At 34.0% G+C, this 25917-nt stretch carries 33 protein-coding genes; 9 read left to right on the forward strand and 24 right to left on the reverse strand.

Annotation, left to right across the window (positions count from 1 at the left end; translation table 11 throughout):
• Window positions 1-5: 5 nt before the first annotated feature.
• From NWE55_RS03720 to NWE55_RS03810, 18 genes are all read right to left on the reverse strand, one after another.
• Window positions 6-500 carry a hypothetical protein gene (locus NWE55_RS03720; protein ID WP_208103214.1) on the reverse strand — a complete coding sequence of 165 codons (495 nt, stop codon included), beginning with the start codon at window positions 498-500 and terminating at the stop codon, window positions 6-8.
• Window positions 501-531: 31 nt separating this feature from the next.
• On the reverse strand, window positions 532-2103 hold the full coding sequence (tnpC, locus tag NWE55_RS03725; protein ID WP_258204584.1) for an IS66 family transposase: 1572 nt from the start codon (window positions 2101-2103) through the stop codon (window positions 532-534).
• Window positions 2104-2152: 49 nt separating this feature from the next.
• Window positions 2153-2491 (reverse strand): IS66 family insertion sequence element accessory protein TnpB, encoded by a 339-nt coding sequence (gene tnpB, locus NWE55_RS03730; protein ID WP_258204378.1) that lies wholly within the window; start codon window positions 2489-2491, stop codon window positions 2153-2155.
• A complete protein-coding gene (gene tnpA, locus NWE55_RS03735) occupies window positions 2491-2781 on the reverse strand; it encodes an IS66 family insertion sequence element accessory protein TnpA (protein WP_258204220.1) in 291 nt (96 codons plus the stop codon). The genes tnpB and tnpA overlap by 1 nt, the downstream gene beginning before the upstream one ends.
• A gap of 35 nt (window positions 2782-2816) precedes the next feature.
• The gene (locus NWE55_RS03740; RefSeq protein WP_258204613.1) at window positions 2817-2978 is read right to left on the reverse strand and encodes a DUF6531 domain-containing protein; all 162 of its coding nucleotides are present in this window, start codon (window positions 2976-2978) and stop codon (window positions 2817-2819) included.
• Window positions 2979-3049: 71 nt separating this feature from the next.
• Window positions 3050-3850, reverse strand: a complete 801-nt coding sequence (locus NWE55_RS03745) for a hypothetical protein (RefSeq protein ID WP_155093498.1) — start codon at window positions 3848-3850, stop codon at window positions 3050-3052.
• A 5-nt stretch (window positions 3851-3855) separates the two neighbouring features.
• A complete protein-coding gene (locus NWE55_RS03750) occupies window positions 3856-4032 on the reverse strand; it encodes a hypothetical protein (protein ID WP_155093497.1) in 177 nt (58 codons plus the stop codon).
• Window positions 4033-4044: 12 nt separating this feature from the next.
• On the reverse strand, window positions 4045-4215 hold the full coding sequence (locus NWE55_RS03755; RefSeq protein WP_155093047.1) for a hypothetical protein: 171 nt from the start codon (window positions 4213-4215) through the stop codon (window positions 4045-4047).
• 27 nt (window positions 4216-4242) lie between these two features.
• The gene (locus NWE55_RS03760) at window positions 4243-4482 is read right to left on the reverse strand and encodes an RHS repeat-associated core domain-containing protein (RefSeq protein WP_308860669.1); all 240 of its coding nucleotides are present in this window, start codon (window positions 4480-4482) and stop codon (window positions 4243-4245) included.
• 108 nt (window positions 4483-4590) lie between these two features.
• Window positions 4591-5211, reverse strand: a complete 621-nt coding sequence (locus NWE55_RS03765) for a hypothetical protein (protein WP_155093043.1) — start codon at window positions 5209-5211, stop codon at window positions 4591-4593.
• Window positions 5212-5222: 11 nt separating this feature from the next.
• Complete coding sequence (locus NWE55_RS17030) at window positions 5223-6611, reverse strand: RHS repeat domain-containing protein (protein WP_155093044.1); 1389 nt, start codon at window positions 6609-6611, stop codon at window positions 5223-5225.
• A 97-nt stretch (window positions 6612-6708) separates the two neighbouring features.
• Complete coding sequence (locus tag NWE55_RS03780; RefSeq protein ID WP_258204614.1) at window positions 6709-6837, reverse strand: hypothetical protein; 129 nt, start codon at window positions 6835-6837, stop codon at window positions 6709-6711.
• A gap of 54 nt (window positions 6838-6891) precedes the next feature.
• On the reverse strand, window positions 6892-7686 hold the full coding sequence (locus NWE55_RS03785; RefSeq protein WP_258204615.1) for a hypothetical protein: 795 nt from the start codon (window positions 7684-7686) through the stop codon (window positions 6892-6894).
• Between the two features lies 1 nt (window position 7687).
• Window positions 7688-7864 carry a hypothetical protein gene (locus NWE55_RS03790; protein ID WP_155093046.1) on the reverse strand — a complete coding sequence of 59 codons (177 nt, stop codon included), beginning with the start codon at window positions 7862-7864 and terminating at the stop codon, window positions 7688-7690.
• Between the two features lie 12 nt (window positions 7865-7876).
• Window positions 7877-8047, reverse strand: coding sequence for a hypothetical protein (locus NWE55_RS03795; RefSeq protein ID WP_155093047.1), 171 nt, complete (start codon window positions 8045-8047; stop codon window positions 7877-7879).
• Between the two features lie 27 nt (window positions 8048-8074).
• On the reverse strand, window positions 8075-8239 hold the full coding sequence (locus tag NWE55_RS17035) for an RHS repeat-associated core domain-containing protein (protein WP_155093048.1): 165 nt from the start codon (window positions 8237-8239) through the stop codon (window positions 8075-8077).
• 199 nt (window positions 8240-8438) lie between these two features.
• Window positions 8439-9314, reverse strand: a complete 876-nt coding sequence (locus NWE55_RS03805; protein WP_155093050.1) for a hypothetical protein — start codon at window positions 9312-9314, stop codon at window positions 8439-8441.
• A gap of 4 nt (window positions 9315-9318) precedes the next feature.
• The gene (locus NWE55_RS03810) at window positions 9319-10185 is read right to left on the reverse strand and encodes an RHS repeat domain-containing protein (protein WP_155093051.1); all 867 of its coding nucleotides are present in this window, start codon (window positions 10183-10185) and stop codon (window positions 9319-9321) included.
• A gap of 563 nt (window positions 10186-10748) precedes the next feature.
• On the opposite strand from NWE55_RS03810, the gene NWE55_RS03815 reads away from it, so the two are divergent.
• From NWE55_RS03815 to NWE55_RS03830, 4 genes are all read left to right on the forward strand, one after another.
• Window positions 10749-11246, forward strand: a complete 498-nt coding sequence (locus tag NWE55_RS03815; RefSeq protein ID WP_155093052.1) for a DcrB-related protein — start codon at window positions 10749-10751, stop codon at window positions 11244-11246.
• A 107-nt stretch (window positions 11247-11353) separates the two neighbouring features.
• Window positions 11354-11860: an azurin gene (gene azu / locus NWE55_RS03820; RefSeq protein WP_155093053.1), complete on the forward strand. Its 507-nt coding sequence runs from the start codon at window positions 11354-11356 to the stop codon at window positions 11858-11860.
• A 148-nt stretch (window positions 11861-12008) separates the two neighbouring features.
• Window positions 12009-12680, forward strand: a complete 672-nt coding sequence (locus NWE55_RS03825) for a YceI family protein (RefSeq protein ID WP_155093054.1) — start codon at window positions 12009-12011, stop codon at window positions 12678-12680.
• A gap of 249 nt (window positions 12681-12929) precedes the next feature.
• Entirely contained in the window at window positions 12930-13925 is a 996-nt protein-coding gene (locus NWE55_RS03830; RefSeq protein ID WP_155093055.1) for a YpdA family putative bacillithiol disulfide reductase, read from the forward strand.
• Here the strand turns inward: NWE55_RS03830 and NWE55_RS03835 are convergent.
• Complete coding sequence (locus NWE55_RS03835) at window positions 13922-14338, reverse strand: Fur family transcriptional regulator (protein WP_155093056.1); 417 nt, start codon at window positions 14336-14338, stop codon at window positions 13922-13924. The genes NWE55_RS03830 and NWE55_RS03835 overlap by 4 nt on opposite strands.
• Before the next feature lie 202 nt (window positions 14339-14540).
• Here NWE55_RS03835 and NWE55_RS03840 point away from each other — a divergent pair, with 202 nt between their 5' ends.
• The 3 genes from NWE55_RS03840 to NWE55_RS03850 all read left to right on the forward strand — a co-directional run bounded on the left by NWE55_RS03840 (window position 14541) and on the right by NWE55_RS03850 (window position 17772).
• Entirely contained in the window at window positions 14541-15746 is a 1206-nt protein-coding gene (locus NWE55_RS03840) for an aromatic amino acid transport family protein (protein WP_160339839.1), read from the forward strand.
• 42 nt (window positions 15747-15788) lie between these two features.
• Complete coding sequence (locus NWE55_RS03845; protein WP_155093058.1) at window positions 15789-16988, forward strand: aromatic amino acid transport family protein; 1200 nt, start codon at window positions 15789-15791, stop codon at window positions 16986-16988.
• Between the two features lie 127 nt (window positions 16989-17115).
• Entirely contained in the window at window positions 17116-17772 is a 657-nt protein-coding gene (locus tag NWE55_RS03850; RefSeq protein WP_155093059.1) for an NAD(P)-dependent oxidoreductase, read from the forward strand.
• A 107-nt stretch (window positions 17773-17879) separates the two neighbouring features.
• Here NWE55_RS03850 and NWE55_RS03855 read toward each other — a convergent pair whose 3' ends face one another.
• The 3 genes from NWE55_RS03855 to NWE55_RS03865 all read right to left on the reverse strand — a co-directional run bounded on the left by NWE55_RS03855 (window position 17880) and on the right by NWE55_RS03865 (window position 21974).
• Window positions 17880-18596, reverse strand: coding sequence for a tRNA threonylcarbamoyladenosine dehydratase (locus NWE55_RS03855; RefSeq protein WP_155093060.1), 717 nt, complete (start codon window positions 18594-18596; stop codon window positions 17880-17882).
• A 34-nt stretch (window positions 18597-18630) separates the two neighbouring features.
• The gene (locus tag NWE55_RS03860) at window positions 18631-19266 is read right to left on the reverse strand and encodes a TatD family hydrolase (RefSeq protein ID WP_155093061.1); all 636 of its coding nucleotides are present in this window, start codon (window positions 19264-19266) and stop codon (window positions 18631-18633) included.
• Between the two features lie 74 nt (window positions 19267-19340).
• A complete protein-coding gene (locus NWE55_RS03865; RefSeq protein ID WP_155093062.1) occupies window positions 19341-21974 on the reverse strand; it encodes a valine--tRNA ligase in 2634 nt (877 codons plus the stop codon).
• Between the two features lie 240 nt (window positions 21975-22214).
• On the opposite strand from NWE55_RS03865, the gene NWE55_RS03870 reads away from it, so the two are divergent.
• Window positions 22215-22607, forward strand: a complete 393-nt coding sequence (locus tag NWE55_RS03870) for a DUF1573 domain-containing protein (RefSeq protein ID WP_155093063.1) — start codon at window positions 22215-22217, stop codon at window positions 22605-22607.
• Window positions 22608-22684: 77 nt separating this feature from the next.
• Here the strand turns inward: NWE55_RS03870 and NWE55_RS03875 are convergent, their stop codons facing one another.
• Entirely contained in the window at window positions 22685-23422 is a 738-nt protein-coding gene (locus NWE55_RS03875; RefSeq protein ID WP_155093064.1) for a tyrosine-protein phosphatase, read from the reverse strand.
• A 3-nt stretch (window positions 23423-23425) separates the two neighbouring features.
• Window positions 23426-24547 carry a lipoprotein N-acyltransferase Lnb domain-containing protein gene (locus tag NWE55_RS03880; RefSeq protein WP_258204616.1) on the reverse strand — a complete coding sequence of 374 codons (1122 nt, stop codon included), beginning with the start codon at window positions 24545-24547 and terminating at the stop codon, window positions 23426-23428.
• Between the two features lie 560 nt (window positions 24548-25107).
• Here NWE55_RS03880 and NWE55_RS03885 point away from each other — a divergent pair.
• Window positions 25108-25848, forward strand: a complete 741-nt coding sequence (locus NWE55_RS03885) for a CDP-alcohol phosphatidyltransferase family protein (protein WP_155093066.1) — start codon at window positions 25108-25110, stop codon at window positions 25846-25848.
• Window positions 25849-25917 lie beyond the last annotated feature (69 nt).

Consider the following 25917-nt stretch of genomic DNA (forward strand, 5'->3'; position numbering starts at 1 on the left):
TTATATTATGTATAGTTTTTAATAATTCTATCTAATCCTGTTCCATCCTTATTTTGAGTAACAGCAATACTTTTTGATGGAACAACTTCATTTGAATATCCAAGTAAACCAAAATCTTTTTTAAGTCTTTCAGGAACTTTATCAAAAGGAACAAATATAGCATCTGATGGCATTTTGCCTCCTTCGGACAATGCTGCTAATCCTCTGTTGTTTAAAGTCACAGCCTTACCTGTAGTAGGATCAACAGTATATGAAATTAAAAATATATTGGGATTTATTCTATTAGCTGCAATATCCTTTCCTACATCAGAAATAGCACGTCCTCGAATTGAAGGATGTGCTTGAGATCCAATATCACTAAAATTAGGTGTAACTCTTTGCTGACCAAAATGTAGATTATCAGGAAAAGAAGTAATAAAACCAAATTCAAATGGATCAAAACTACTCAACCCAAACACATCCACCTGCCCATTACTATCCCACCCATACGCAGTATCCACCCTAGCAAGTACATCTTGTGAGGTATAAAAATTATTCTACAGCGTCAGAGATTGCCTTTTTATAGTTATGAGGATATAAATCTGTAATATTCTTATGATTGATAGATTGAATATTTTCTAGAACATATTTAAGCCATTGATATGGATTAACATCGTGTTTTTTGCAGTTAGCAAAAAAGGTATAAGCCATCGCTGCTCTTTGCGCTGCATCGTGTGATCCTGCGAACAAGTAATTTTTACGACCAAGCGCTACAGGTCTAATAGCGTTTTCTACAAGATTATTGTCAATCTGTAGATTTCCATCATATAAGTACGCACTAAGATTATCCCATCTAGTTTGAGAGTAAGCAAAGGCCTTGCCTATTTGACTTTTAGGAAGTGTAAGTTTCATTTGAACAAACATATACTTACCAAGTTCATTGATGATAGGTAAACTCTCTTTTAGACGAAGCTCTTTGATTTGATCAGGTGTTAAGTTTTGTTCCTTCGCCTTTTTTTCCACAGCATATAGTTTCTGTATTTCTATAAGTACATGCTGTGCTTTTGTCTTATCATTGTCAAGAGCTCTTTCAAACTCACGACGAGCATGTGCCCAACAACCAAGATGCGTTACATCTGACTTAGCTCCATAGGCTTTGTATCCGCTATAACCATCGGTTTGCAGATATCCTTTGAAGTTTTCTAATACAGGTAGTGCAGCGCTACCACTACGTGTGGGACTGTAATTGAACATTACGAGTTTGGATATAGGTGCGTGATACACCCAATAATACCCAAGATGAGATTTATCTTTCTTTTTCTCATCTAAGACTTTGATGGTGGTTTCATCAACTTGAAGATATCCTTCATTTTTGATGTCCAGCAGAAGCTTTTCATATAGTGGTTTTAAAGCATCCATGCTTTGAGTTGCCCAGCCATCTATAGTAGAAGAAGCTATATCGATATTTTCTCTTGAAAAGCGTTGCTTCTGGCGATATAGTGGAAGGTGATCTACATACTTGTCAACAAGTATTGTAGATAATAATCCTTCTGAAGGTATTCCTTTATCTATAATTCGCTCTGGAAGCAATGCAATACTAATTTGAGTGTTGTCTTTATCTTTCGTGGCGTATTTATATCGGATGTACCGTTTGATTTTAAAGTAACCTGGAACATAATCTAACACATCTGTAGTTTCTTTACCAATGCAAATCTTATCAGATAAATCTCCCTCTGGGTAGATTTCTATTTCTTCTACTGGTAAATGATCAGGTAGTTTAGCTCTTCCTGGATGTTTTTTCTTCTGACGAGAATAAGTGATCTCTTGTTTGATTACTTCTTCTTGTTCTTCTAAGACTGCTTGCTGAACCTCTAAAGGTAACTGTGTTTGATTAGGGTCTTCGAAACGCTCGCGTTTTTGTCCAAATTGCATGCGTCGTAAAAGATCTACTAAGCGTTGGAGTTCTTGCTTTTCTTGTTCTAGCTTAGATGTCTTTTGCTCTAACTTAGATGTCTTTTGCTCTAACTTAGTATTTACTTTGTCTTGTTTGGAAATAGTCTTGGACTGCTTTTTTATAAGCGCCAAAAGTTGTTCTTTCGATAAGTTTTCTAAGTCTATTTCCATGAAGTAAAAATACGTCAAAAGCCTTAAATATACAAGGTTTTAACCTGTTTTACTTCAATGAAAAACGCCTTTTTTGGTTACTTTTGATAACCTGGATTCCCTCTACCATCAGTACTAAATCACTCCAACTTATTTGAGCTTTACTATGCGTGGGAAAAGCAAAAGTTCCTTGTTCTAAGCGTTTGTGGTATAGTACAAAGCCTCCTGCTTCCCAATGCAAGAGCTTCATTTGATTACAGCGTCTATTGATAAATATATAGACTCTCCCGTTATGAGCTACTTGATGAAGTTCATTCTGGACAAGTCCACAAAGGCTATCAAAACTCTTGCGCATATCACAAGCTTGTCTATACAAATGAAATTGATTAGAACTACTCAAACTAAACATTATACTAAGTTTACTAATGAATATAGTTCGCTAAGATTGTCTGTTTGTACACGTAGCTTTACACCATTGGGATATACGATTTCATATTCTTGACTATTGCTTACTTGGTCTTTTGTCACAGTTATAAAATTATTGTCTAATTGTGTTGACTCTGACTTTGCCTTATACTTAACCACCCAATAACTAAAGGTTGCTAATTTAATTCCTACACTTTCACAGTATCTTGATTGCGTTAATCCACTTGTTCTCCAATCCTCTACATGAGAATACATTATTTCTTGTTTGCTCATCTATTTATTATTTGAAACAAACTTACTACCTTAAGTTAGCTTATGAAATATGTGGTTGCTCGCGTGGATACATCGCTATAATAGGTACGCTCCCATACAATAGAAATTGCCCCTTGTAACTCTATATCTGTATTGGTATTGGTCACACGCCCTGTAGCTGCATCTACGGCTTCTCCGAAGATAAAACAGTGTATCATTTTTTAAACTACTATACACTTGTTTTAAGTTAAAAAAAAAGACCTAACTAATACAGTCAGGTCTTTTGTTATTACCAACTTGTAATTGGTCTATTTATCATCTTCCAAAATTCTAATAAAACTCTATCAACAAAATAAAGTTCTCTTTTATCTTTACTTAAAACCATACCAATATTAGGAAAAACCCAATGAGTTTTACGTTCAATTTTAAATTCTCTATCTATGAGATTATCCAAATCCTTTTTATTTTTAAGATTCAATTCTTTGAAATATATTTTCCCTTCAAAAGCATATCTATTTACCATTATTTGTGACAATAACATTTTATCAAAACGAAAACTAATATATTTTTCATCTACATAATATCGACTTGGTAATATATTAATTTCTTGTTCATCTAAAAGAATTAATTCTTCAATATTCTCACCAAAGTAAAAAGAATTAATCCCTACAAATGGAGCAAAATACAAATCATTTTCTATTTTTTTTATTACCTTTTTATTAACAATAAAACTATTGAAATAATCTTCATATGATTTCTTTAAATCTTGATTAAAAATCAGTAATTCATTAAATATTTTTTTGGATTTATTTAACCAGACTATAAGATCTAATTCTTCAAAATAGAATGTATCATCAGGAATTTCTATATGCGTATGTGTATCTAATAATTCTTTAAAATTAAGCCAATTGACCTTTTTATTATCAAGAATAAATTCATAACATGAGCGGACAGATATTGTTTTTATTTCATTTCTAGAATTTAATTCATAATAATACGTAATGCCATTATTTGTTTCACTAATTACTTTTTTTTTATCTCCTATACTAATATTGTTTATTTTTAATTTACTTGTTATACTTATTTCCATAATTTTTAATGATATAAATATTTTCGTTTTAATCTCTTACCTTCTTTGCTTGTAATATAATCATTGTCAATAGCATAATCAATCATATCTTTCATACCTTCATTATACTTTCCTCCAAATTTTCGTTTTATATCTTTGATATCCATTTCAATTGCCTTTCCAAACTTCCCTCTTCTAATCAAATCTTCTTGAACTTACCTCCATATAACAGCAGAATCAAATGACCCCCAACTAGCTGTTTTCTGATGATCTGCAACATCCATTAGAATTCCAAGTCCTTTATACTTAGATATCTTTTTACCTCCTAATCCACCAGCATTTTGGGTAGCCGAATTTGCAGGCATGTGATTAACTTCGCCTCCCATATTTTTGTTAACTTTTCTTACAGGTCCTTATCCTCCACCTAAAGCTGACAATCCAAAAGGATCCAGCCACCCATTCACATCACCCACATACCCATACAGCGCCATACCTCCCATAAGACCAATAGGATCTTGACTCACATACATCCCCATATCAGGACTATAATACCTAAATCGGTTATAGTATAGACCACTCTCCAGATCATCATACTGCCCCTGATATAAAAAAGGAACAAAGTCATTATCTACCTTAATACATCTACCATAGATGTCTAACTGACGATGCCAAAATTCGGTACCTTGTTTGTCATAAGCATGCGTAGAAGTACCTAAGTAATTAAAAAGACCTAGCTAATTAAAACTAAGTCTTTTTTAGTATTACCAAATATTAACTTTTCCTTCCTCTGGATAAATTGGGAATATATCAGTTTCAACAACTTCATGACTTCCAAACCTTCCTACCCAACCAATTATAATCTTTCCTTTAAGATAGATATCGATATTATCCAATAAAAAAGTAGGATACTCAGGATATTTTTCTTTATAATACAATTCAACTAAAATATTTATAAATAATCTATTAATGTATAAATCAATATCTACATTATATTTTTCATTAAATAAGTGAAAAATATAATCAGGTTTAAATAATCCTTTTTTAATATACTTTTTATCAATGGCCTCTGTAAGATTATTATACTTAGATGAGTTTTTATCATTAGGATAGTATAGCAGATTAAATAAACTTCCTCTTCGGGCTGACTCAATAAAAAGATTATCGAGTGTAACAAAATTCTTTACATCTTTTTTATAAGACATCTTTTGTTCTACTTCATCAATAGTACGCACTTGATCTAGCTTAAAATAGGTTTCTATTTCAACTTGATGCTCAGGTCCACAATTAATAAACCATTCATTATTTATTAACTTTTGAGCTATTTCATCCATTTTTGGTGAAATCTCTATCTTCTTTCCAAATAATAATTCTTTTAAATTCATTATTTTATATTCTAATGATGTGCTACACGTTTAACATTAATATTATCTACTTTATTCCATGGAAATTTACCATTAGTAAGTTGTTCTAATACAGCAAAATATACTCCTTTCACACTTACCCTTCTTCCCATTTCTGCTTTTCTCAGTGATTTATATAATTCAACATTATATCTAAAAACGGATGGAATCTTCCCTTTAACTCTTAACTTTTCATAAAAATCATCCATATGTAAATGAGCCTTATAATGTTGACTCCCTTTTCGAGAAGCATAACCTTCTAACCCAATTACCCTTCCTGAATCCCTATCAAAATTGAATACTCCAGTTTGATTTAAATGATGCCTTTGAATACCATTTCCTACTTCATCTAGAGTATTCTTAGTTCCTTTAAAAGTTCCAAACTTTCCCTCAGAAATAAGTCCTAATGAATCATAATCTATATTTGAATCTTCTACGTATGGATAGAATTTTATCCCAGCTAAAAACTTAATAGGATCCTGACTCACATACATCCCCATATCAGGACTATAATACCTAAAGCGGTTATAATATAGCCCACTCTCTAAGTCATCATACTGCCCCTGATATCGAAACGGACAGTCCATCCGCTTACCTACCTTCATATCGATACGACCGTAGATATCTAGTGTACCATGCCACACCAAGTCCCCCGTAGCATCATACATATACTCAGGTGTACCGAGATAGTTACTCACAATACTAAAACTCTCCCCATCCTTAATCTTACCACAAGGTACAAAAGAATTTACTTCGTACAACCATGTCGTGATACTATCCGTAGGTTCTGTGACCTTACACAGCTTACCTGTATCGTTCACCTGCATCAGTCGAGGGTAGGCATGCTGGTGTTGCCACTCGTGTAGCGGTACATTGCCATCCCATACCCAGCGGGTAGTGACACCCTTATGCGTCTTAGCGATACGCCTGCCCAGCGGATCATAATAGTAATACGTCTCTAATCCGCTAGAACTAAATACAGTAGTAAGCTGTCCGCTGACTGACCACTTATACATATACCCGATACCACTGCCCTTAGGCTTAGCCTTTAGATGCTCGCGGACGTAGTACTTATCTAGTGCGCCTAATAAGTCAGCTTTTTTATACTCCTTGTAAATCAAGTTCCCCTTGCTGTCATAGTAATAATAGTGATGCTTATCACTCATCAGCTTACCACCTGTATCATAGACTCTGTCGTCTTGCTTCGCACTCTCGTTTTCCCTCGCACGCCTGCTGGCTCCATCACTAAAATAGTCCACAGGACTATTTCTTAACGTTCGGCCCTCCACCGCATCAGGTGTCTTGTAGATGGTCTTAAGCTCAGTAGCTCCGCTATACGTTCCACTAACCAGGTTATCCCACTGGTCGTACTCGAAGTCCACCTTAGAGCGAGTGAGATTACTGATGATAGAGCGAAGCTGATTACCCGGTCCCCATTGGTATCGGTCACTGGCTTTTATATTGCCTTTGATGCCTATTCTACGCTGAAGGAATTGCCCCTTGTAACTCTATATCTGTATTGGTATTGGTCACACGCCCTGTAGCTGTATCTACGGCTTCTCCGAAGATAAAACAGTGTATCGTATCATTTTTTAAACTACTATACACTTGTTTTAAGTTAAAAAAAAAAGACCTAGCTAATTATGGCTAGATCTTTTATTATTACCAACTTGTAATTGGTCTATTTATCATTATCCAGAATTTTAACAACTCTTTGTTAAAAAAGAATAATTCTTCAAAATCATTACTTATAGTTATTCCTATTTCAGGTAAAACCCAATATCCTTTTCTTTCTATTATTGAACTATTTTTAGTTAAATATTCTAGATTTTCTTTTTTATTTAAATCTAGATCATTATATATAATATTACCTTTAAATAATCGTCTATAAATTGTTATTTGAGAAAGTTTATTTTTATCAAACCTCAATAGATAACTACTTTTATCAATATAAAATTTATTAGACATTACTTCTAGTTCATTTAAATCTGCATATTCTGTAGCAGTAGAATCAAATTTAAATGAATTAATTCCAATGTAAGGTAAAAAAGTTACAAGTTCAGACAATTCTCTTTTGGATTCAGTTCTTTTTTTACTTTTAGTACACATTTCTTTGTAAAAAGAACTTAGTTCTTCTTTATAAATAAGAATTTCATTAAAACAACGTTCTTCTTTATTTAACCATATTACTAAGTTTTGTTGAAGGAAATAATAGGTATCATCATCACTTTCGATTGCCTTATATTTGGTTGATATTATATCAAAGTTATTATATGTAACCTTTTCCTTATCTAAATTAAATTCATCACAAGAACGTACAGATAAAGTTTCTATTTCATTTTGTGCATTTAATTCATAATAATAGGTAATATTATCAATGTCTTCAACTATCTTATTTTTCTTAGTTCCTAAATAATTATTATTTATCGAGGTTCTACTTTCAATATTTATTTTCATATTAATGATGTAAGTATTTTCGCTTTAATCTTTTTCCTTCTTGTTTAGTTATATATTGTTTATCTATTGCATAATCTATCATATCTTTCATTCCATCATTATACTTATTTCCAAATTTGCGTGTCACATCTCTTATATCCATTTCCATTGCTTTTCCAAACTTACCTCTTCTAATCAAATCTTCTTGAACTTACCTCCATATAACAGCAGAATCAAATGACCCCCAACTAGCTGTTTTCTGATGATCTGCAACATCCATTAGAATTCCAAGTCCTTTATACTTAGATATCTTTTTACCTCCTAATCCACCAGCATTTTGGGTAGCCGAATTTGCAGGCATGTGATTAACTTCGCCTCCCATATTTTTGTTAACTTTTCTTACAGGTCCTTATCCTCCACCTAAAGCTGACAACCCAAAAGGATCCAGCCACCCATTCACATCATGCACATACCCATACAGCGCCATACCTCCCATCAACCCAATAGGATCCTGACTCACATACATTCCCCATATCAGGACTATAATACCTAAAGCGGTTATAGTATAGACCACTCTCTAAGTCATCATACTGCAACTAATATCTAAAGGGACAGTCCATCCGCTTACCTACCTTCATGTCGATACGTCCGTAGATATCTAAGACACCATGCCAGACCAAGTCCCCCGTAGCATTATACATATACTCAGGTGTACCGAGATAGTTGCAGATGATACTAAAAAGACTTAGCTAATTAAAACTAAGTCCTTTTCATCATTTCCAATATTTTTCCAATCCTTTATACTCTCCGAACCAATACTTAAAAGCAACTTTATCGATACCATATTCTCCTAACCAGAAATCAACTGGGTAAGACCAGTCTGAATTATGTGTTTTGTGTGGAGGGCAACCTAGCTGTCTATATTCATAAAATGCTCCTAGATGTTTATCACTGTGAAGTATTCCACAGTACCCTAGTAGTCCCAAGAAAGATTGAACCTGATCTGTTTGTTCTTTATGAAGTAGTCTACTCTTGGTTAATCTTTTTCTTAAAATCGTAGGTGTATCCTTCTGTTCACTAGAAAGAACGAGATCTAAGATTGCTGAGAATCGTTCTATATCTTCATCAGTTGGTGTCTCCTCTTCTAAGCGTTTATCTATAAGCATGCCTACATAAAGGTTTGTTAAGTCAAGACTCTTTCCTCCCCCTAGATACATTAAATAAAGTAATGAACTATTTAATGAGCTAGGTTGGTACATATAGTCATTGCAGATAGAACAGGGAGTTGTTACATATTTTACTTTATCATATTCTTCCTCTTCTAAATTGTGTTCTTTATTATAGAATGTATGTGTTGGAAAGGTCTTCATTATAGCCATTACCCCAAGACCTACACGATAGTCAGGTCGGCTCAGAGTCAGGCTTCTTAAGAATAGATTAGTACATTTTTGTTTATTCATCTCTACATGTACACGAGCTAATAATTTAATAAAATCACTATGGGGAATAGAGTCTTCTTTAGGTTCTGTTAACCAATACCCTTTAGTGATAGCGTAATTAATGTCATCATGTCTCCACAGAGAGGTATCATCTTCAAAGGCATATTTATCCAATATTTTATATGCTTTTTTATCTATTTCATTCTTCATATTCCTAATGCTTGTGTTTTCTTTTTTTGTCAAATTCATCGAATGTTAATTCTTCAAGAGTAGGAAGTTCAGTTACTTTCTTTACATTTTCTTTATTTAGGAACTCTCTACCTTGTTTCATTCTTTTCTTACCATCCGCTTTCTTTCGCTTTCTTTCTGAGATACCATCGATATTATTACCTCGTCTAAACTCTTGACTTCTACCTATTTTTCCACCTGTATCGTCAATACCGATTTGTTCTAAACCTCTAACAGGGTCAGGCTTAATATCAAAGTCTGTTTTTCTCTTCAAGGTATCACCTTCCCCGAAACGTGCTCCATCTATAGTTCCTTCTGTTGCATTGTGCCTTCTAGCTACATCCATCAGGCTCATGTCATCTCCTGCGCGACCAACATAATATGGTTTCCCTTTGCTATCTTCTAAGATATAAACCCAATCTAGACCAAAAGGGCCTGTTATTCGATTAGTATCTCTAACATAACTATATAGATTATAGTTACGGCTATTTAACCCAATAGGATCCTGACTAACATACATCCCCATATCAGGATTATAATACCTAAAGCGGTTATAGTATAGACCACTCTCCAGATCATCATACTGTCCCTGATATCGAAACGGACAGTCCATCCGCTTACCTACCTTCATATCGATACGACCATAGATATCTAAGACACCATGCCAGACTAGCTCCCCTTCTGAGCTATACATATACTCCGGTGTACCGAGATAGTTACTCACAATACTAAAGTGCTCCCCATCCTTAATCTTACCACAAGGTACAAAAGAATTTACTTCGTACAACCATGTCGTGATACTATCCGTAGGTTCTGTGACCTTACACAGCTTACCTGTATCGTTTACCTGCATCAGGCGAGGGTAGGCATGCTGGTGTTGCCACTCGTGTAGTGGCACATTGCCATCCCATACCCAGCGGGTGGTGATGCCCTTATGCGTCTTGGCGATACGTCTTCCTAACGGATCATAGTAAAACTGGACTTGCTAACTTAGTCTGGACAAAGAGTTAAGCATAAAAACTTATCCTTGACTTATGAAAAGAATTAGAAAGACTTACGATGCAGCTTTTAAGAAGCAAGCCGTTGAACTGGCTAAGGAAAAAACAAATAATTTCTGTACAATGTAGTCTTTATTACATCAAATAAGAGGGTGGTCGGCTTGTGGTCGGCTTGTGATAGGCTTGTGGTCGGCTAAAAAGTGCCATTATAAGCCGACCACATCCCCAACATAATGCAATGATAACGGAAACACCTCAACGAATCCGCTAAACCAAACAAACTGAACAATAACACCTCCTACATTTCCATTCTATATAAAACAATTGTATCTCGCCTAAACACCTAAACTTAACATGGTCTTAGTACTGAGAATAGCAAATTATTAGTACTTTTATAAGAACCTAAATATATACTCCAATGAAAAAGATAATCGCTATAGCTTTCTTAGCTTTGACTACTATTAGTTGTAACCAGAAAGTAACACCCCCAACTACGTTAACCGTAGAAAATTATTATACAATCGAGATGCCTGGAAATCTTGCACCAATGGAAAACTTGTTTCCTAATGCTGATTTGCAATATGGTAATACTTTCAAACAAGTGTATTTCGTAGCAACAAAAGAAGCTAAGACAGAAGATAGCGATTTCAGTGCGTTTATTGATAAAGCTTTAGCGCGTTACAACAAAAAACCTAATTACGAGATAGTCAAAGAAAATGAAGTACGTATTAATGGGCTGCCTGGTAAGACCTATGAATTAAAGATGTCTCAAAACGAAACGTATATGTATATGATTCAAGTCATGATAGAAGGCCAAAAAGCCAATTATGAAATAATCAGTTGGACTACGAGCAAAAACAGTGAGGTAGAAAGTGAAAAACTGATAAATATCATATCAAGCTTTAAAGAAATATAAAGTTTTAACAAAATTTTGAACTACCACTAACCTTAATTCACAGAATTATCTTACCTTTATAGTTATAAAAAAACTAATTTTTTACATTTAACATAAATTCAATAATTATGAAAGGATTAAATACTGTTTTCGCATTGGCAATTACTGCTGTTATGTTCGTATCTTGTGGAGATAAAAAACAAGATGCAAAAGTTACTCCAGAAGGAGCACAAACAGAAGCTACAACTGATAAAAAAGAGACAGTTAGAGTTTTGATTACAGGAGATGATCAAATGAAGTTTAACAAAACTGAAATTAAAGTTCCTGTTGGAAAAACAATTAAACTAACTCTTAAGCACGTTGGGAAAATGGACAAAGCTGTAATGGGACATAACTGGGTATTATTAAAACCAGGAACTGATCTTACTGCATTTGCAACTGAAGGTGCACAATCACCTGATACAGATTATATCCCAGCTAGTGGAAAAGACAACGTAGTTGCTCATACAAAAACTTTAGGTGGAGGTGAGTCAGATACAATTGAATTCACTATTACTGAAGCTGGTACTTATGATTTCTTATGTTCATTCCCTGCTCACTTCGCAATGATGCAAGGTAAATTAATTGCTGAATAAGATTTTATAATCACAATATTAAAAGCTGTACGAAATCGTACAGCTTTTTTTTATTCAAAAAAAAACACAGTCATCTTTTTCTGACTCGTTGTTTATTATTTAGAACTATTGTAAATTTGTGCAACTCAAATTAGCATATTTAAAAAAAATGAAAAAAATTGTATTGACTTTAGCGGTTATCGCTACGTTATCATTGACATCATGTGGTAACAAAAATGCTGACAAAGCAACAACTACAACAGAGCAAGAGGTTACAACACCAGCTGCTGATGCGATCAACTACAACGTTGTAGCTGCTGACTCAAAAATTGACTGGGTTGGTGGAAAAATATCTGGTGACAATCACACAGGTACAATTACTTTAAAAGAAGGAAAAGTATTCGTAAAAGAAGGAAAAGTTACTAATGGTACTTTTGTTCTTGACATGAATACTATCAATGTAACTGATATTACAGATCCTGATGGAAAAGCTGGATTAGAAGCTCACTTAAAAGGGAGTGCTGAAGAAAAAGCAGACCACTTCTTTAACGTAGGAAAATACCCAACTGCAACTTTTGAATTAACTTCTATTGCAGAAGAAAATGGAAAACAAATGGTTACTGGAAACTTGACTGTGAAAGAAGCTACTAATGCAATTACTTTCCCTGCTACGGTAACTGTAACTGATAATGATGTTACTATCGTTTCTGAAGAGTTTGCTATTGATAGAACTAAATGGGGAGTTAACTTTAACTCAGGTTCAATCGTTAAAGATTTAGCTGGAGATAAAATTATCAACGACGAAATCAAAATTAAAATTTCTACTAAAGCAACTAAATAATCTATTTGCTTTATAGTATTTAATTAAAATATAGGTTATATAGCATAACCTCACTTTGACAGGGAGCCTATTGGTTCCCTGTTTCTTTTTACACTTGCTACAAGTCCGATAGAATGACGAACATGAAAACAAATAACAATCCCTCCCTTTTAGACTTCTATTTCATTTAATCTTCCTTTTTACCTCCCTATTCCTAAAAGAAATAAGTATCTTTGTGTAATACATAAAATAATCATACTGTAAAAAAACATGGAACAATTTGATATAGTGATAGTAGGCGGAGGACCGATTGGTATAGCTTGCGGACTAGAAGCAAAAAAACAAGGGTTATCATACCTTATTGTTGAAAAAGGCTGTATAGTTAACTCACTGTATTATTATCCTGTCAATATGCAGTTCTTTTCTTCAGCTGATTTGCTCGAATTAGACAATATACCCTTTATCTCTACAGAGAAAAAACCACGACGCAATGAAGCTTTAGAATACTATAGAAGAGTTGCGACATCGAATGAGTTAAAGATTAATTTATTTGAAACTGTTATCGATGCTAAAAAAGATGAAAGTGATCACTTTGTCATAACGACGAATAAAGCAAACTACAAGGCGAGTAATGTCATTATTGCAACTGGTTTTTACGACATCCCTAATTTACTTCATATCAAAGGAGAAGATTTACCTAAAGTTACGCATTACTACAATGATCCCCATTTTTATGCAGGTATGGATGTGGTAGTGGTAGGAGCAAGTAACTCCTCTGTTGATGCAGCTTTAGAGTGCTACCGTAAAGGAGCAAATGTCACTATGGTTATTCGAGATGGAGAAATTAGTTCCCATGTTAAATACTGGGTAAAACCAGATATAGAAAACAGAATAAAAGAAGGAAGTATCAAAGCTTTATTCAATAGTAACCTTACTGAAATAAAGGAAGATAGTGTCCTTGTAAATACTCCAAATGGAGATATCACACTAAAAAATGATTTTGTGTTAGCCCTTACTGGCTACAAGCCAAATTTTGATTTCCTAAAGCAATTGGGAATAGAAATTGCCAATACAGAATCACTTACACCAATTTATAACCCTGAGACAATGGAAACGAACATACCTAACCTGTACTTAGCAGGTGTAGTATGTGGTGGACTTAATACACATACTTGGTTCATTGAAAATTCAAGAGAACACGCTCTACACATTATAAGCCACGTTATCTCAAAGTATCGATTTAGCAGCAGCAATTATCGATATTAGGATTTACATTCCCTACATATCCCTTTAGCAACAATTTCAATATCATCTAATTGAAAACCTTGAGGTATTTCAATCTGAGGTATAGAAACTTGCGTCAAACAAATTGTCTTTTTGCAACTACTACAGACAAAATGTAAGTGAGTATCGTGATGACTATTAGCATCACACTCCTGAGAACACAAAGCATATTGAGTAACATTATTTGTGGTAATACTATGTAGCAATCCTTTGCTTTCAAAGGTTTTTACTGTTCTATAAATAGTTACGCGATCCGATTGCTCGAAGCTTGATTCAATATCTGCTAAGGAAACAGCGCCATTTTGTTGTTTCAAAAACTTTAAGATCAACAATCGCATAGCAGTTGGATTAATCTTTTTATCAGTGAGCTGTTTCTCTAATTTATCCATACTCATAACTTACTATTTAGTATTAGTACAAATATAAACAATGTTTCGCAAAGTGTCCTTTTCGGTAGCCTCGAGAAGCACATTAACATATTTTAAGCTAAATACAAATAATAAAAAATCAAATAATCGTACAACATATTCTATTATTTTAATAAATAAAAACATATATTTATTTTTTACTCATAATAGACACCAAATCATTAACAAAGTGAATAGTAAACTAATTGGAAGTACCTTAATCATTGCTGGAACAGCTATAGGAGGTGGAATGCTCGCAATGCCAATAATATCCTCAGGTGTTGGATTCTCAGGAATTACCTTAATCATGTTTTTTATATGGTTCGCCATGTGTTATACAGCAATTCTATTGGTAGATACCTATCGCGATCACTCACACGAAGATGGTCTAAACACAATGGTATTTAGATATTTAGGAAAAGCAGGGCAATATATCACAGGTTTTAGTATGCTCACGTTGATGTACGCACTTGTCTGTGCTTATATTGCAGGTGGTACTGATATTCTTCGATTGAATATCTCAAATTGGTTTGGAGTTAATCTCAGTCCCCAAGTAATAGCCATTGGCTTTACCATTGTTTTTGGGGGTATTGTGGGATTAGGAGCAAGAGTAGTAGACATCGCAACTAAATGGATATTTATGATTAAACTAATCTTCTTGCTTGTCGTTATCCTATTTATGTTTGGGTTTGTCAAAATAGAGAACTTAATGAGCCTTCCTATTGAAAGAGCATTAGTTTTCTCTTCCATACCTATTATATTCACCTCGTTTGGATTTCACATTGTCGTACCAAGTATGGTAAACTATTTAAATGGAGATACGAAATTGCTTAAAAAGGCATTCATATACGGAAGTATTTTACCCTTAATTGTGTATTTGTTTTGGCAAATATCAATCTTAGGAAGTGTAGATCAACAAACATTATACAGCGTTATCAATGAAAGCAAAGGACCTTCTGGAGTACTAAGAGCAGTAAAGAATGTGACTACATCCAAATGGGTTAATATTCCACTAAATATTTTCTTTGCGGCTGCTATATTAACCTCTTTTTTAGGAGTAGCATTGGCTTTATTTGATTACATCAAAGACTTGAGCAAAAAACAAGTGTTTGCAAATAATTCACTCGTAATTTACCTTATCACCTTTGTACCGCCTTTGTTATTTGTATTCTACTATCCTGATGGCTTTATTATTGCTTTAGGATACGCAGCCATATCAGTCGTGATCACTTCACTTTTCATTCCAGTACTTTTGTACATACAAGTAAAGCGACATCGAAAAGAAAAGATTACACTATTACAAAAAGTAGCCTTTTCATTCATTTTCCTATTTGGGGCTGGTATTTTAGTTATTCAAATACTAATGACTATGGGAATATTACCCATATTAGATTAACAAAATAGTACATCATCAACATTAATAAAACAAAATTTAAAAATGCAAAAAATTATCGGAAGCGTCCTTATTGTAGCAGGGACTACCATCGGCGCAGGAATGTTAGCAATGCCAATCATCTCAGCAAGTGTAGGTTTTACTTTTATGGCCTTTATCTTGTTCTGTATCTGGTTCGCGATGTTTTACACTTCGATACTTTTGGTTGATGTTTACAAATACAATTCTAAAGAAGATGGTCTAAATACATTGACATTCAAATACCTTGGCAATACTGGAGCAATTATTACTGCAATCAGCATGCTTACTTTAATGTATGCCTTGGTATCTGCCTATATTACAGGAGGAGGAGATATCCTTCGCACAAATTTAGAACTATGGCTCAACAGAGAAATATCTACCGAAGTATCCGCTATTTTATTTACTGTCATGTTTGGAGGTATTATTGCATTTGGTACAAGACTTGTCGATATAAGTACTAAAATAGTATTCTCAATTAAATTAATTTTTCTCTGCGTAGTAATAGGCTTATTACTCCCAAAAATAGAAGCTCAATACCTATTGCATAAACCTTCGAATGCAATACCCGTATTAGCTACTATTCCCGTAATTTTTACCAGTTTTGGATTCTATGTCGTTATACCTACACTCGTAAAATACTTGGATGGCAATCTAAAACAATTAAAGTGGGTGTTTTTTGTCGGTAGTATACTCCCTTTATTATTGTATTTGATTTGGGAGTTAACCATACTTGGAAACATTAATGAAGGAGTTTTTACAGAAATACTAAAAGAAAACACAAAGATAGAAGGGCTACTAAAAGCAATTCGCCAAATTGAAAACTCCAAAGTGATCAAGGTTGCTTTTAATATTTTTGCGGGAGCAGCTATACTAACTTCTTTCTGGGGAGTTGCAATGGCTCTAAAAGACTATATAAAGGATTTAGGGAAACACAAGCCGTTGATTAAAAACAATACAAGTGCGATTTTATTAACGTTTTTACCACCTATAGGATTTGCTTTGTTCTACCCTGATGGATTCATCGTTGCCTTGGGATATGCTTCTGTTTCTTTAGTTGTTTTAGCTTTAATAATGCCCATGTTAATCCTAAAGAAAGCACAGAAACAAGCTGGCGAAAAACAACCTTTCTCACAGAGAATAGCCTTCCTGTATTTGTGGTTGTTAACGGCTGTAATTATTATTCTACAGTTTTTGATGGTCATTAACGTAATTCCATCATATTAAGAATAGAAGATCATCATTCTTAAGTAACCGACTTAACCTAGATTAAGAAATTTCTAGTTTAAGTCGGTTTTTTATTCTATCAACTTCTAAACTAACTACTTTTACCACAAATAAAAAGTAAAGTACTATGCAAAAAGTTGTTTTGATCGGCGCTACTGGTTATGTAGGAAAAGCGATACTGAAAGAATTAGTTTATCGAAATATAGAAACTACCGCGATGGCGCGCAACATTGAAGCGATTGCTCAATCAAGTTTGCTTACTTTAAAATCTGTGGATGTAATGGAAACAGATAAACTAACAGAACTATTAAAAGGTGCTGATACAGTCATCAGTGCTTTTAATGCTGGTTGGACTAATCCAAACCTCTATGACGATTATATACAAGGTGCTACTTCTATTCACCAAGCAGTAAAAGATAGCCATACAAAAAGGTTAATAGTCATTGGTGGGGCTGGTACTTTATACATTAAACCAAATTTACAGTTGGTTAACTCAGCAGATTTTCCAGACGTTATAAAACCTGGAGCCTTAGCCGCTAAGGATTATTTCGAAAAAATATTAAGTCAAGAGGAATCCTTTAACTGGACTTATTGTAGTCCAGCAATAGAAATGAACCCCACAAACACAGGAGTGCGTACCGGTCGATTTAGATATGGTACAAATACGCCCGTATATGACAGCGAATGTAGAAGTAGAATATCTGTAGAAGATTTAGCTGTTGCAATTATAGATGAAGTAAACAACAAACAACTGCTCAATAGACAATTTACTATTGGATACTAACCTTCACCTTACAAGCCAAAAAAAGCCTTAAGAATTAGCCATTCTTAAGGCTTTTAATTTTATTTAATTGAAGAAAATGGGTACAGAAGTACACGCATACCCTCCTACTATTTTTCTAAAATATACCTCACAACTACCTCGGCTGAAGTCAAACCAAATAAAGCAGGCATCCAACTATTTGTCCCAAAAAAAGACTTTTTAAAATTCTTTCCATCAGTCATTTTCAAGCTACTTTCATCGGGTTTTTCCACAGAAAAAACAGCCTTAACCCCTGACGAAATACCTTCTTTCTTCAGGCGCTTTCTGATTTGTTTAGCTAAAGGACACACATCTGTTTTGCTTATGTCTTTCACAACCACTTTGTTCACCTGCATCTTTCCTCCTGCTCCCATAGCGCTAATAACCTTTACTTTTTTGCGTTTAGCTGCCAAAATGATATTTATCTTTGGAGTAATACTATCAATACAATCTAACACATAATCGAAATCCGAAGTAACTATTTCGTGTGCTCGCTCTGGAGAAATAAATTCTTCTATGCGCGTAAGATTTAATTCTGGATTGATATCCAAAAGGCGATCACCAACGATCTTTACTTTAGGTTGACCTACTGTAGAATGCAAAGCGGGCAATTGTCTATTGATATTAGTGATATCCACTGTATCTCCATCGACAATAGTCATACTACCAACTCCTGCTCTTGCTAAAAATTCTGCTGCAAATGATCCAACACCTCCTAATCCTACAACTAATACCTTTGCCTCTTTCAGTTTTTGTAAACCTTCTTCTTTAAAAAGTAATTCTGCTCTTTCTTGCCAAATCGCCATTAATTCTATTTATTAATCAGTCTATTGACTGTTGTTATCTATTAAATACTGTTCTATAATTCTGCTCTATTATCGTTTCTATATCTTTACATAACCTCTCGGCTACTTGATATACCTCAGCAATAGTCACTTCAGCAGCGTCATCTGTTTCTAAAAACAATCGCTCTTTGGGAACTTGCAAAAAAGTACTCTGTAAGCTCTCCTTGTCAATTAAATGCCTGCCAAAAGACAAATAAAAACCGTTTTTCCACAAACTTTCTGCTACTTCATGCTTCTTATTGAATCCGTGAATAATCAAAGGAACACTGATATTCAGCTGCTTCTTAATTGCAATAACCTCTTGAAAGGCTGAAACGACGTGCAAAATTACTGCTTTTTTATATTTTTCTGCAAGTAGTAACTGTCTCTTGAATACTTCAACTTGAATATTTAACGAAATATTCGCCTTTTTATCTAAACCACACTCTCCTATTGCTAAGCAGTTTACTCCTTGCAACTGCAATTCTAACAGCCTCAATTCTTCCTCTATATTATCCTCCTTAATATACCAAGGGTGGATACCTACCGAATAAGCAGGTAAAGACGTGTCTAAAGTTGTAGGATATTGATTAACAATCTCTATGCCTTCAACTTGTGCAGTTGCCCCATGTTTATGTACATTAATTTTCATAAGTGCGAAGATAAAAAAATGCCTCTAATTAGCTTGTGCTAATTAGAGGCATTTTATAGTTAAGAGATACAATGCTATTTTAATCCAGCTAAGCTGTGTTCAATAGTAGCTATTTTAGCTAAAGCATCTGCTTCTTTTTTTCTTTCATTCTCGATTACTTGTGCAGGAGCTCCATTTACAAACTTCTCGTTTGACAATTTCCCTTGTACAGATTTCAAGAATCCCTTTAAGTATTTCAACTCATCTTCTAACTTAGCGATTTCTTCCTCCAAGTTTACACTTCCTGTTACAGGAATAAAGTACTCGTTAGATTTTACGCGATATGATAGTGCTCCACTTACTTGTTCAGATACATACTCTATAGAAACAACGTTTCCTAATTTAGAGATGATACTATCGTAGTATGCTGACGTTTTATCATTGTTGATTACTTTTAAGTCTATCGTTTCTTTAAACGAAATATTCTTGTCTTTTCTAATAGTACGGATACCTGCAACAACTTCTGTAGCGAAATCAAACTCCTTAATCAAGTTTTCATCAAATGACGTCATCTCTGGCCATGCAGATACAACTAATGCATCAGCAGCATCTCGCTCTTTAATATGTTGCCAAATTTCTTCTGACAAGAATGGCATAAATGGATGTAACAATTTCAAGTTAGCTTCTAACAATTCGATAGTCTTCTCGAAAGTAGCTTTGTCGATTGGTTGTTGGTAACCTGGTTTGATCATTTCTAAGAACCAAGAACAGAAATCATCCCATACTAATTTATAGATGGTCATTAACGCATCCGAAATTCTATATTTAGAGAAGTGATCTTCTATCTCTACTAAAGCACTCTGTAACTTCGCTTCGTACCATGCTAATGATACTTTAGCAGATTCTGGTTGTGCTAATGTCTCAGACACTTCCCATCCTTTGATTAGACGGAATGCGTTCCACACTTTATTAGTGAAAGCTTTTCCTTGAGCACATAATTCCTCATCAAACATAATGTCATTTCCCGCAGAAGCAGATAATAACAGTCCTACACGAACACCGTCAGCTCCAAACTTGTCAATTAATCCTAAGGCATCAGGAGAGTTTCCTAATGATTTAGACATTTTTCGACGTTGTTTGTCCCTAACAATCCCCGTAAAATATACATTTGTAAATGGCTGTTTACCAGTGTACTCATATCCTGCCATGATCATACGCGCTACCCAGAAGAAAATAATATCCGGTCCAGTCACTAAATCATTTGTTGGATAATAGTAGTTGTATTCTTTGTTATCAGGATGATTAATTCCATTGAATACAGACATTGGCCATATCCAAGATGAGAACCAAGTATCTAATGCATCTTCATCTTGTTTTAGATCAGCCACAGTCATTGCTGAATTGCCCGATTTTACCTTAGCTAATTCTAAAGCAGCCTCAATTGTCTCAGCAACGACAAAGTCTTCTTTACCCGTTCCGTAATAAAAAGCAGGTATTTGATGTCCCCACCACAACTGACGAGAGATATTCCAATCGCGAATATTCTCTAACCAGCTTCTATATGTATTATTATATCTACTTGGATATAACTTAACATCCTCTGTTTCTAATACTGCCTCTAATGCAGGTTTTGCCAATTCTTCCATTTTAAGGAACCATTGATCCGAAAGCCTTGGCTCAATAACTGCTTTTGTACGTTCAGAAGTACCAACATTATTCACATAGTTCTCCACTTTGTCTAAAGCTCCGATAGACGCTAACTCAGCTTCGATTTCTTTGCGCACTACAAAGCGATCTTTACCTGCATAATGTAATCCTTGTTCATTCAGGGTTGCATTGGCATTAAAGATGTCGATAATTTCTAAATTATGTCTTTCACCTAAATCTTTATCATTTACATCGTGAGCAGGCGTCACCTTAAGACATCCTGTTCCGAATTCCATATCTACATACTCATCAAAGATGATAGGTACTACTCGATTACAAATCGGCACAATCGCTTTCTTTCCCTTAAGATGAGTATAACGCTCATCATTAGGGTTAATACAAATAGCTGAATCCCCTAAGATAGTTTCAGGACGAGTGGTAGCAATCACTAAATACTCACTACTACCTTCGATTTGATATTTAAGATGATAAAGCTTTCCTTGTCTTTCTTCGTAGATTACTTCCTCATCTGATAAAGTAGTCAAGGCTTCAGGATCCCAGTTCACCATACGGTAACCTCTATAGATCAAACCTTTATTATATAAATCAACAAATACTTTAATCACTTGTTCTGACATCTCAGGGTCCATTGTGAATTTAGTACGGTCCCAATCACATGAACAACCTAATTTCTTAAGCTGATCCAAGATTACTCCACCGTATTCTTCTTTCCACTCCCAAGCATGTGCTAAGAACTCCTCACGTGTTAAATCGTTTTTATTGATTCCCTGCTCTTTCAATTTTGCGACGACTTTTGCTTCAGTTGCAATAGAAGCGTGATCAGTTCCAGGAACCCAACAAGCGTTAAGCCCTTTTAAACGTGCACGACGTATTAATACATCTTGAATTGTGTTATTCAACATATGCCCCATGTGTAAAACTCCAGTTACGTTAGGTGGAGGGATTACAATTGTATAAGGCTCTCTGTGATCTGGTATTGACTGAAAATACTTATTCTCAAGCCAGTACTGGTACCACTTTTGCTCTACTTGCTTCGCGTCAAATTGTGCAGGAATACTCATTCTTTAAAAAAATTTACTTGTTTTAACGTTAAACACTTCTAAAAAAGTATAATGAATATTAAAATTCACTTGTAGTGAAAAATCACTAAACTTTTTTTTCCGTATCTTTGTATCAGCAAAAATAGTTATTACTCGTTAATAATAAAAAAATTACTCCTAAAATGAAGTATTATAATTATTAATTTGCTTGAATAACTATTTTATTTAATTTTAGTAAAACAAATATTAAAGAGACGTATAATGAAAAAATTTTTAGCAGTAGTAGTAATGGTACTTGCAAGTGCAGTTTCATTCGCACAAAAAGGACCAAAAATCGAATTTAAAGCTGAAAACAATACCATTGACTACGGAACAGTAGAAAGAGGAAAAGACAATGGTCTTAGAACTTTTGAGTTTACAAACACAGGTGATGAAGCATTAATCATTACTGATGTTCGTTCTACATGTGGATGTACAGTTCCTTCTAAACCAGCAGAACCAATCTTACCTGGTCAAAAAGGAAAAATCGATGTACAATACAACATGAATGTAGGCCGTATTAGCCGAACAATTACTGTAGAATCAAATGCAGTTAACTATGTAAATGGTGTAGTTCCCTTGAGAATTAAAGGAGAAGTTATCCCTGCAAAATAACCCGAGAAAACTTATTCTATTTTAATACAAAAAAGCCTAATCAATTGATTAGGCTTTTTTGTATTACAGATCTTAACTTATATTCTAAAGAATTGATTGTTCTCAATTGCTTTTTCAAAGTTACCTATATCTTTCACTTGTACTTTTGATTCAAACGCTTTGATGTGCTTGCTATGGTGAATATCAGAACCTACAAAGTCTATCATATTGTTTTTCAATAGAAAATTTGCAGCCTCCAAAACGTGACCTCCATAATAGTCTGTCACTGAAAGTAGGTTCATTTGAAATTGACATCCCATTTTCTTTAATTTAGCATACATATCCGTATTGCTGTGATAAAAATTGTATCGCTCTGGATGCGCCAATACAATGTCATATCCTCTGGACTTTAATTGAAATAATATATCTTGTAATTGAATAGGCGGATTGATGTAAGACATCTCCACTAAAACACATTTGTCTTTTAACGTCAATAATTCTTCTGATGCTATTCTCTTGAGAAAACTCTCATCCATCAAATACTCAGATGCAACGCGCAACTTTAATGCCTCTGCTTCTTGAGGTAAAACTGCTTTTACTTCTTGGTATTTTGACAAAATTCCTTCTTTGGTGTTATCCCATACAAGAGGTGTGGTGTGTGGTGTTGTAATTGCTTGTTCGAACCCAAGAGATTTCATGGATTGAATAATGAAGACTGTATCCTCTTTTGTTTTAGCACCATCATCAATACCAAATAACAAATGCGAATGAATATCTACATAATTATTGGGTATTAAATCTTTTAATACTGGTTTAGATTTAAAAATTGAAAACATAGCTTAATCTTTTTTGTTTATAATAATTCTGTCAATTATTAATAAACACAAAGTTAAAAGATATAAAGGAAGAGTAACTACTAATTTTTCAGAAGTAATATTTAAAACAACATAAATTGTCATACCTATCAACAAAACGATATGCAAAACTCTGCCCATTCTAATGTTTGTATTAACGAAAGGGAGCAATAGCAGCAAAGGATTGCACAATAGTAAAATATTATTGTTCAATACCTCAACGTGAAAAGAGTAAAAGTTTACAAATAAAAAGAAGGCTCCAAATAATCCAATAATTAATATTAGGCTATAGCGAATTGCTTTCACTTTGTATGACATTACAGCAAGTACAACGCATAACAAGCTAAAAAAAGCATAGGTATCCCACCATGGAGTTGTTGCTCTTAACTCTTGGTTTGCTTCAAAGATAGTCTTGGTTTCTTTTACAATAGGTTTGCCATCCATTTTCGTTTGCTCAAGTCCCATCATATACTTATCAGGAAGAAACTGTTTGTCATTCGTCTGATCAATGCGAGCACCGAGTATCATGTTTATCCCTAACTTTAAAAAATAACTACTATCCAAATAGTCATTAAACATCTGTCTATACGTTTTAATATTATCAGTTACCTCTGCTTCAACTACTGTATTGGTATCCTGATTGACAATATCAACAACCTTTGTTGTACAATTTTGGTCAATAAATTTATAGACATAGTATTTGTTTTCCTCAGTTAAAGCATTTTCCAAACTGTGCCAAATCTTCTCTTTTTGATCTTCAGTCAAGTTCAATACTTGTTCGTATACACTTCTATTGTAATAAACGTAACTTCTAACGAAGTCCTTCATTGATGTATAATCGGCATAATACAACATATCACCTTTTATAAAGCGCAATCCAAAACTAGGTGTACTGAAATCAAACATTCCAAAGTTGTACACTCTATCTATTCCATAAGACGGATCAAAAACGCGAATAGCTGTATGACCATACAACTCGTGTAACATAGGACCTGTGCCGATAGTCAATACACTAATTTGAGCGCGATCAGACAAAGCTCGTTCTGCAGACAAAGCAATTTGCCCAAACCATAAGCATAAAAGCACGCACATTATTTTCTTTCCCATATACGATGATATAAATAGTTGTTCAATTCTTATTGAGTAATCACAAAAATAGCTTACTCCCTCATGATTTACAATAAAAAAAAATTGCCTAACCACCTAAGAAAGCGTTTTAGTAGTAAATCTGTATTCCCAATTAGCCAAATACTGCCAAGAAAACCTATTCCCCTCTGCTTTCAATAGCTGTAAAAACATATCACAGTGAACTTACACCATTAATAAACTCCTTTCTTGCTCAACTATATTTCACTTATAAGACTATCACGTAATATGAGTTACAATAACCCTACTATTCCATTTTATTCTATTGTGAATGTGCTTTTCCTTTTTCCAATAATACACAATCACTCAAACTTGTTGATACACTCAAACGCTATTGACTCTATAGTAGCAAAAAAAACACATTTGAAATTTGATTCGCAGCAATATCATTTTACTTTTCAAAGTGCGCATTACATAAAGTAATACAAACAAACACTATAAAAATTAGTAACTTTATGATACATTTGTACCATTAATGATAGATAGACCGTTATAAAGTTTATACACAAATAAAATCAATTATGAAAAAACACATTCCCAATGCAATAACACTTTTAAACTTACTTTCAGGATTAATCGCATGTATTTACGCATTCGACGACAATATCCCGATGGCATTTTTATGGGTATGTTTAGGAATATTTTTTGATTACTGGGATGGGTTCGTTGCGCGTATTTTAGACGTAAAAAGCGAATTAGGTCTTCAATTAGACTCTTTAGCAGATATGGTTACAAGTGGAGTTGTACCAGGCTTAGTAGTCTATAAAATGTTAGCAAGCATACAAGAAAATCAAGAGATATACAACCTCACTCCAGAAACATATTACATGGGAGTAGTTCCCTATTTTGGTTTCATAATTACTTTAGGTGCTGCGTACCGATTAGCTAAATTCAATATCGATACAAGACAAACAGATTCTTTTATCGGACTGCCTACACCTGGTAATGCGTTATTTATCTTGAGTATTCCAATGATAATCGCAACAACAGAATCAGAAACAATAATATCTGTTTTAAGTAACCCTTATTTATTGGTTGTAATCAGTATTTTAAGTGCTATAATCATGAACGCAGAATTACCTCTGTTTTCTCTAAAAATAAAACCAGGGAATTTAAGCTCATATAAATTGCAAATCGGATTTGTAGTCCTATCAATCATATTGCTAATTACACTACAGTATTTGGCTATACCATTGATTATCCTCATTTATATCTTACTTTCCATTTTCATCAATCTTACAAACAAAAAGCAAATACAATAAATAATACATACAAAAACAAAAAGAGGGTGTCCCAAAAGGTCACCCTCTTTTGTATTATATAAAACGTTA

The sequence above is a fragment of the Myroides albus genome, from assembly GCF_024722315.1.
Lineage (GTDB): Bacteria > Bacteroidota > Bacteroidia > Flavobacteriales > Flavobacteriaceae > Flavobacterium > Flavobacterium album_A.

Coding starts and splice junctions, on each gene's coding strand:
- tnpC (WP_258204584.1), bottom strand. CDS start 2,103: ATGGAAATAGACTTAGAAAACTTATCGAAAGAACAACTTTTGGCGCTT.
- tnpB (WP_258204378.1), bottom strand. CDS start 2,491: ATGTTTAGTTTGAGTAGTTCTAATCAATTTCATTTGTATAGACAAGCT.
- tnpA (WP_258204220.1), bottom strand. CDS start 2,781: ATGAGCAAACAAGAAATAATGTATTCTCATGTAGAGGATTGGAGAACA.
- NWE55_RS03740 (WP_258204613.1), bottom strand. CDS start 2,978: ATGATACACTGTTTTATCTTCGGAGAAGCCGTAGATGCAGCTACAGGG.
- NWE55_RS03745 (WP_155093498.1), bottom strand. CDS start 3,850: ATGGAAATAAGTATAACAAGTAAATTAAAAATAAACAATATTAGTATA.
- NWE55_RS03755 (WP_155093047.1), bottom strand. CDS start 4,215: ATGGGAGGCGAAGTTAATCACATGCCTGCAAATTCGGCTACCCAAAAT.
- NWE55_RS03765 (WP_155093043.1), bottom strand. CDS start 5,211: ATGAATTTAAAAGAATTATTATTTGGAAAGAAGATAGAGATTTCACCA.
- NWE55_RS03785 (WP_258204615.1), bottom strand. CDS start 7,686: ATGAAAATAAATATTGAAAGTAGAACCTCGATAAATAATAATTATTTA.
- NWE55_RS03795 (WP_155093047.1), bottom strand. CDS start 8,047: ATGGGAGGCGAAGTTAATCACATGCCTGCAAATTCGGCTACCCAAAAT.
- NWE55_RS03805 (WP_155093050.1), bottom strand. CDS start 9,314: ATGAAGAATGAAATAGATAAAAAAGCATATAAAATATTGGATAAATAT.
- NWE55_RS03810 (WP_155093051.1), bottom strand. CDS start 10,185: ATGCAGGTAAACGATACAGGTAAGCTGTGTAAGGTCACAGAACCTACG.
- NWE55_RS03815 (WP_155093052.1), top strand. CDS start 10,749: ATGAAAAAGATAATCGCTATAGCTTTCTTAGCTTTGACTACTATTAGT.
- azu (WP_155093053.1), top strand. CDS start 11,354: ATGAAAGGATTAAATACTGTTTTCGCATTGGCAATTACTGCTGTTATG.
- NWE55_RS03825 (WP_155093054.1), top strand. CDS start 12,009: ATGAAAAAAATTGTATTGACTTTAGCGGTTATCGCTACGTTATCATTG.
- NWE55_RS03830 (WP_155093055.1), top strand. CDS start 12,930: ATGGAACAATTTGATATAGTGATAGTAGGCGGAGGACCGATTGGTATA.
- NWE55_RS03835 (WP_155093056.1), bottom strand. CDS start 14,338: ATGAGTATGGATAAATTAGAGAAACAGCTCACTGATAAAAAGATTAAT.
- NWE55_RS03845 (WP_155093058.1), top strand. CDS start 15,789: ATGCAAAAAATTATCGGAAGCGTCCTTATTGTAGCAGGGACTACCATC.
- NWE55_RS03850 (WP_155093059.1), top strand. CDS start 17,116: ATGCAAAAAGTTGTTTTGATCGGCGCTACTGGTTATGTAGGAAAAGCG.
- NWE55_RS03855 (WP_155093060.1), bottom strand. CDS start 18,596: ATGGCGATTTGGCAAGAAAGAGCAGAATTACTTTTTAAAGAAGAAGGT.
- NWE55_RS03860 (WP_155093061.1), bottom strand. CDS start 19,266: ATGAAAATTAATGTACATAAACATGGGGCAACTGCACAAGTTGAAGGC.
- NWE55_RS03865 (WP_155093062.1), bottom strand. CDS start 21,974: ATGAGTATTCCTGCACAATTTGACGCGAAGCAAGTAGAGCAAAAGTGG.
- NWE55_RS03870 (WP_155093063.1), top strand. CDS start 22,215: ATGAAAAAATTTTTAGCAGTAGTAGTAATGGTACTTGCAAGTGCAGTT.
- NWE55_RS03875 (WP_155093064.1), bottom strand. CDS start 23,422: ATGTTTTCAATTTTTAAATCTAAACCAGTATTAAAAGATTTAATACCC.
- NWE55_RS03880 (WP_258204616.1), bottom strand. CDS start 24,547: ATGGGAAAGAAAATAATGTGCGTGCTTTTATGCTTATGGTTTGGGCAA.
- NWE55_RS03885 (WP_155093066.1), top strand. CDS start 25,108: ATGAAAAAACACATTCCCAATGCAATAACACTTTTAAACTTACTTTCA.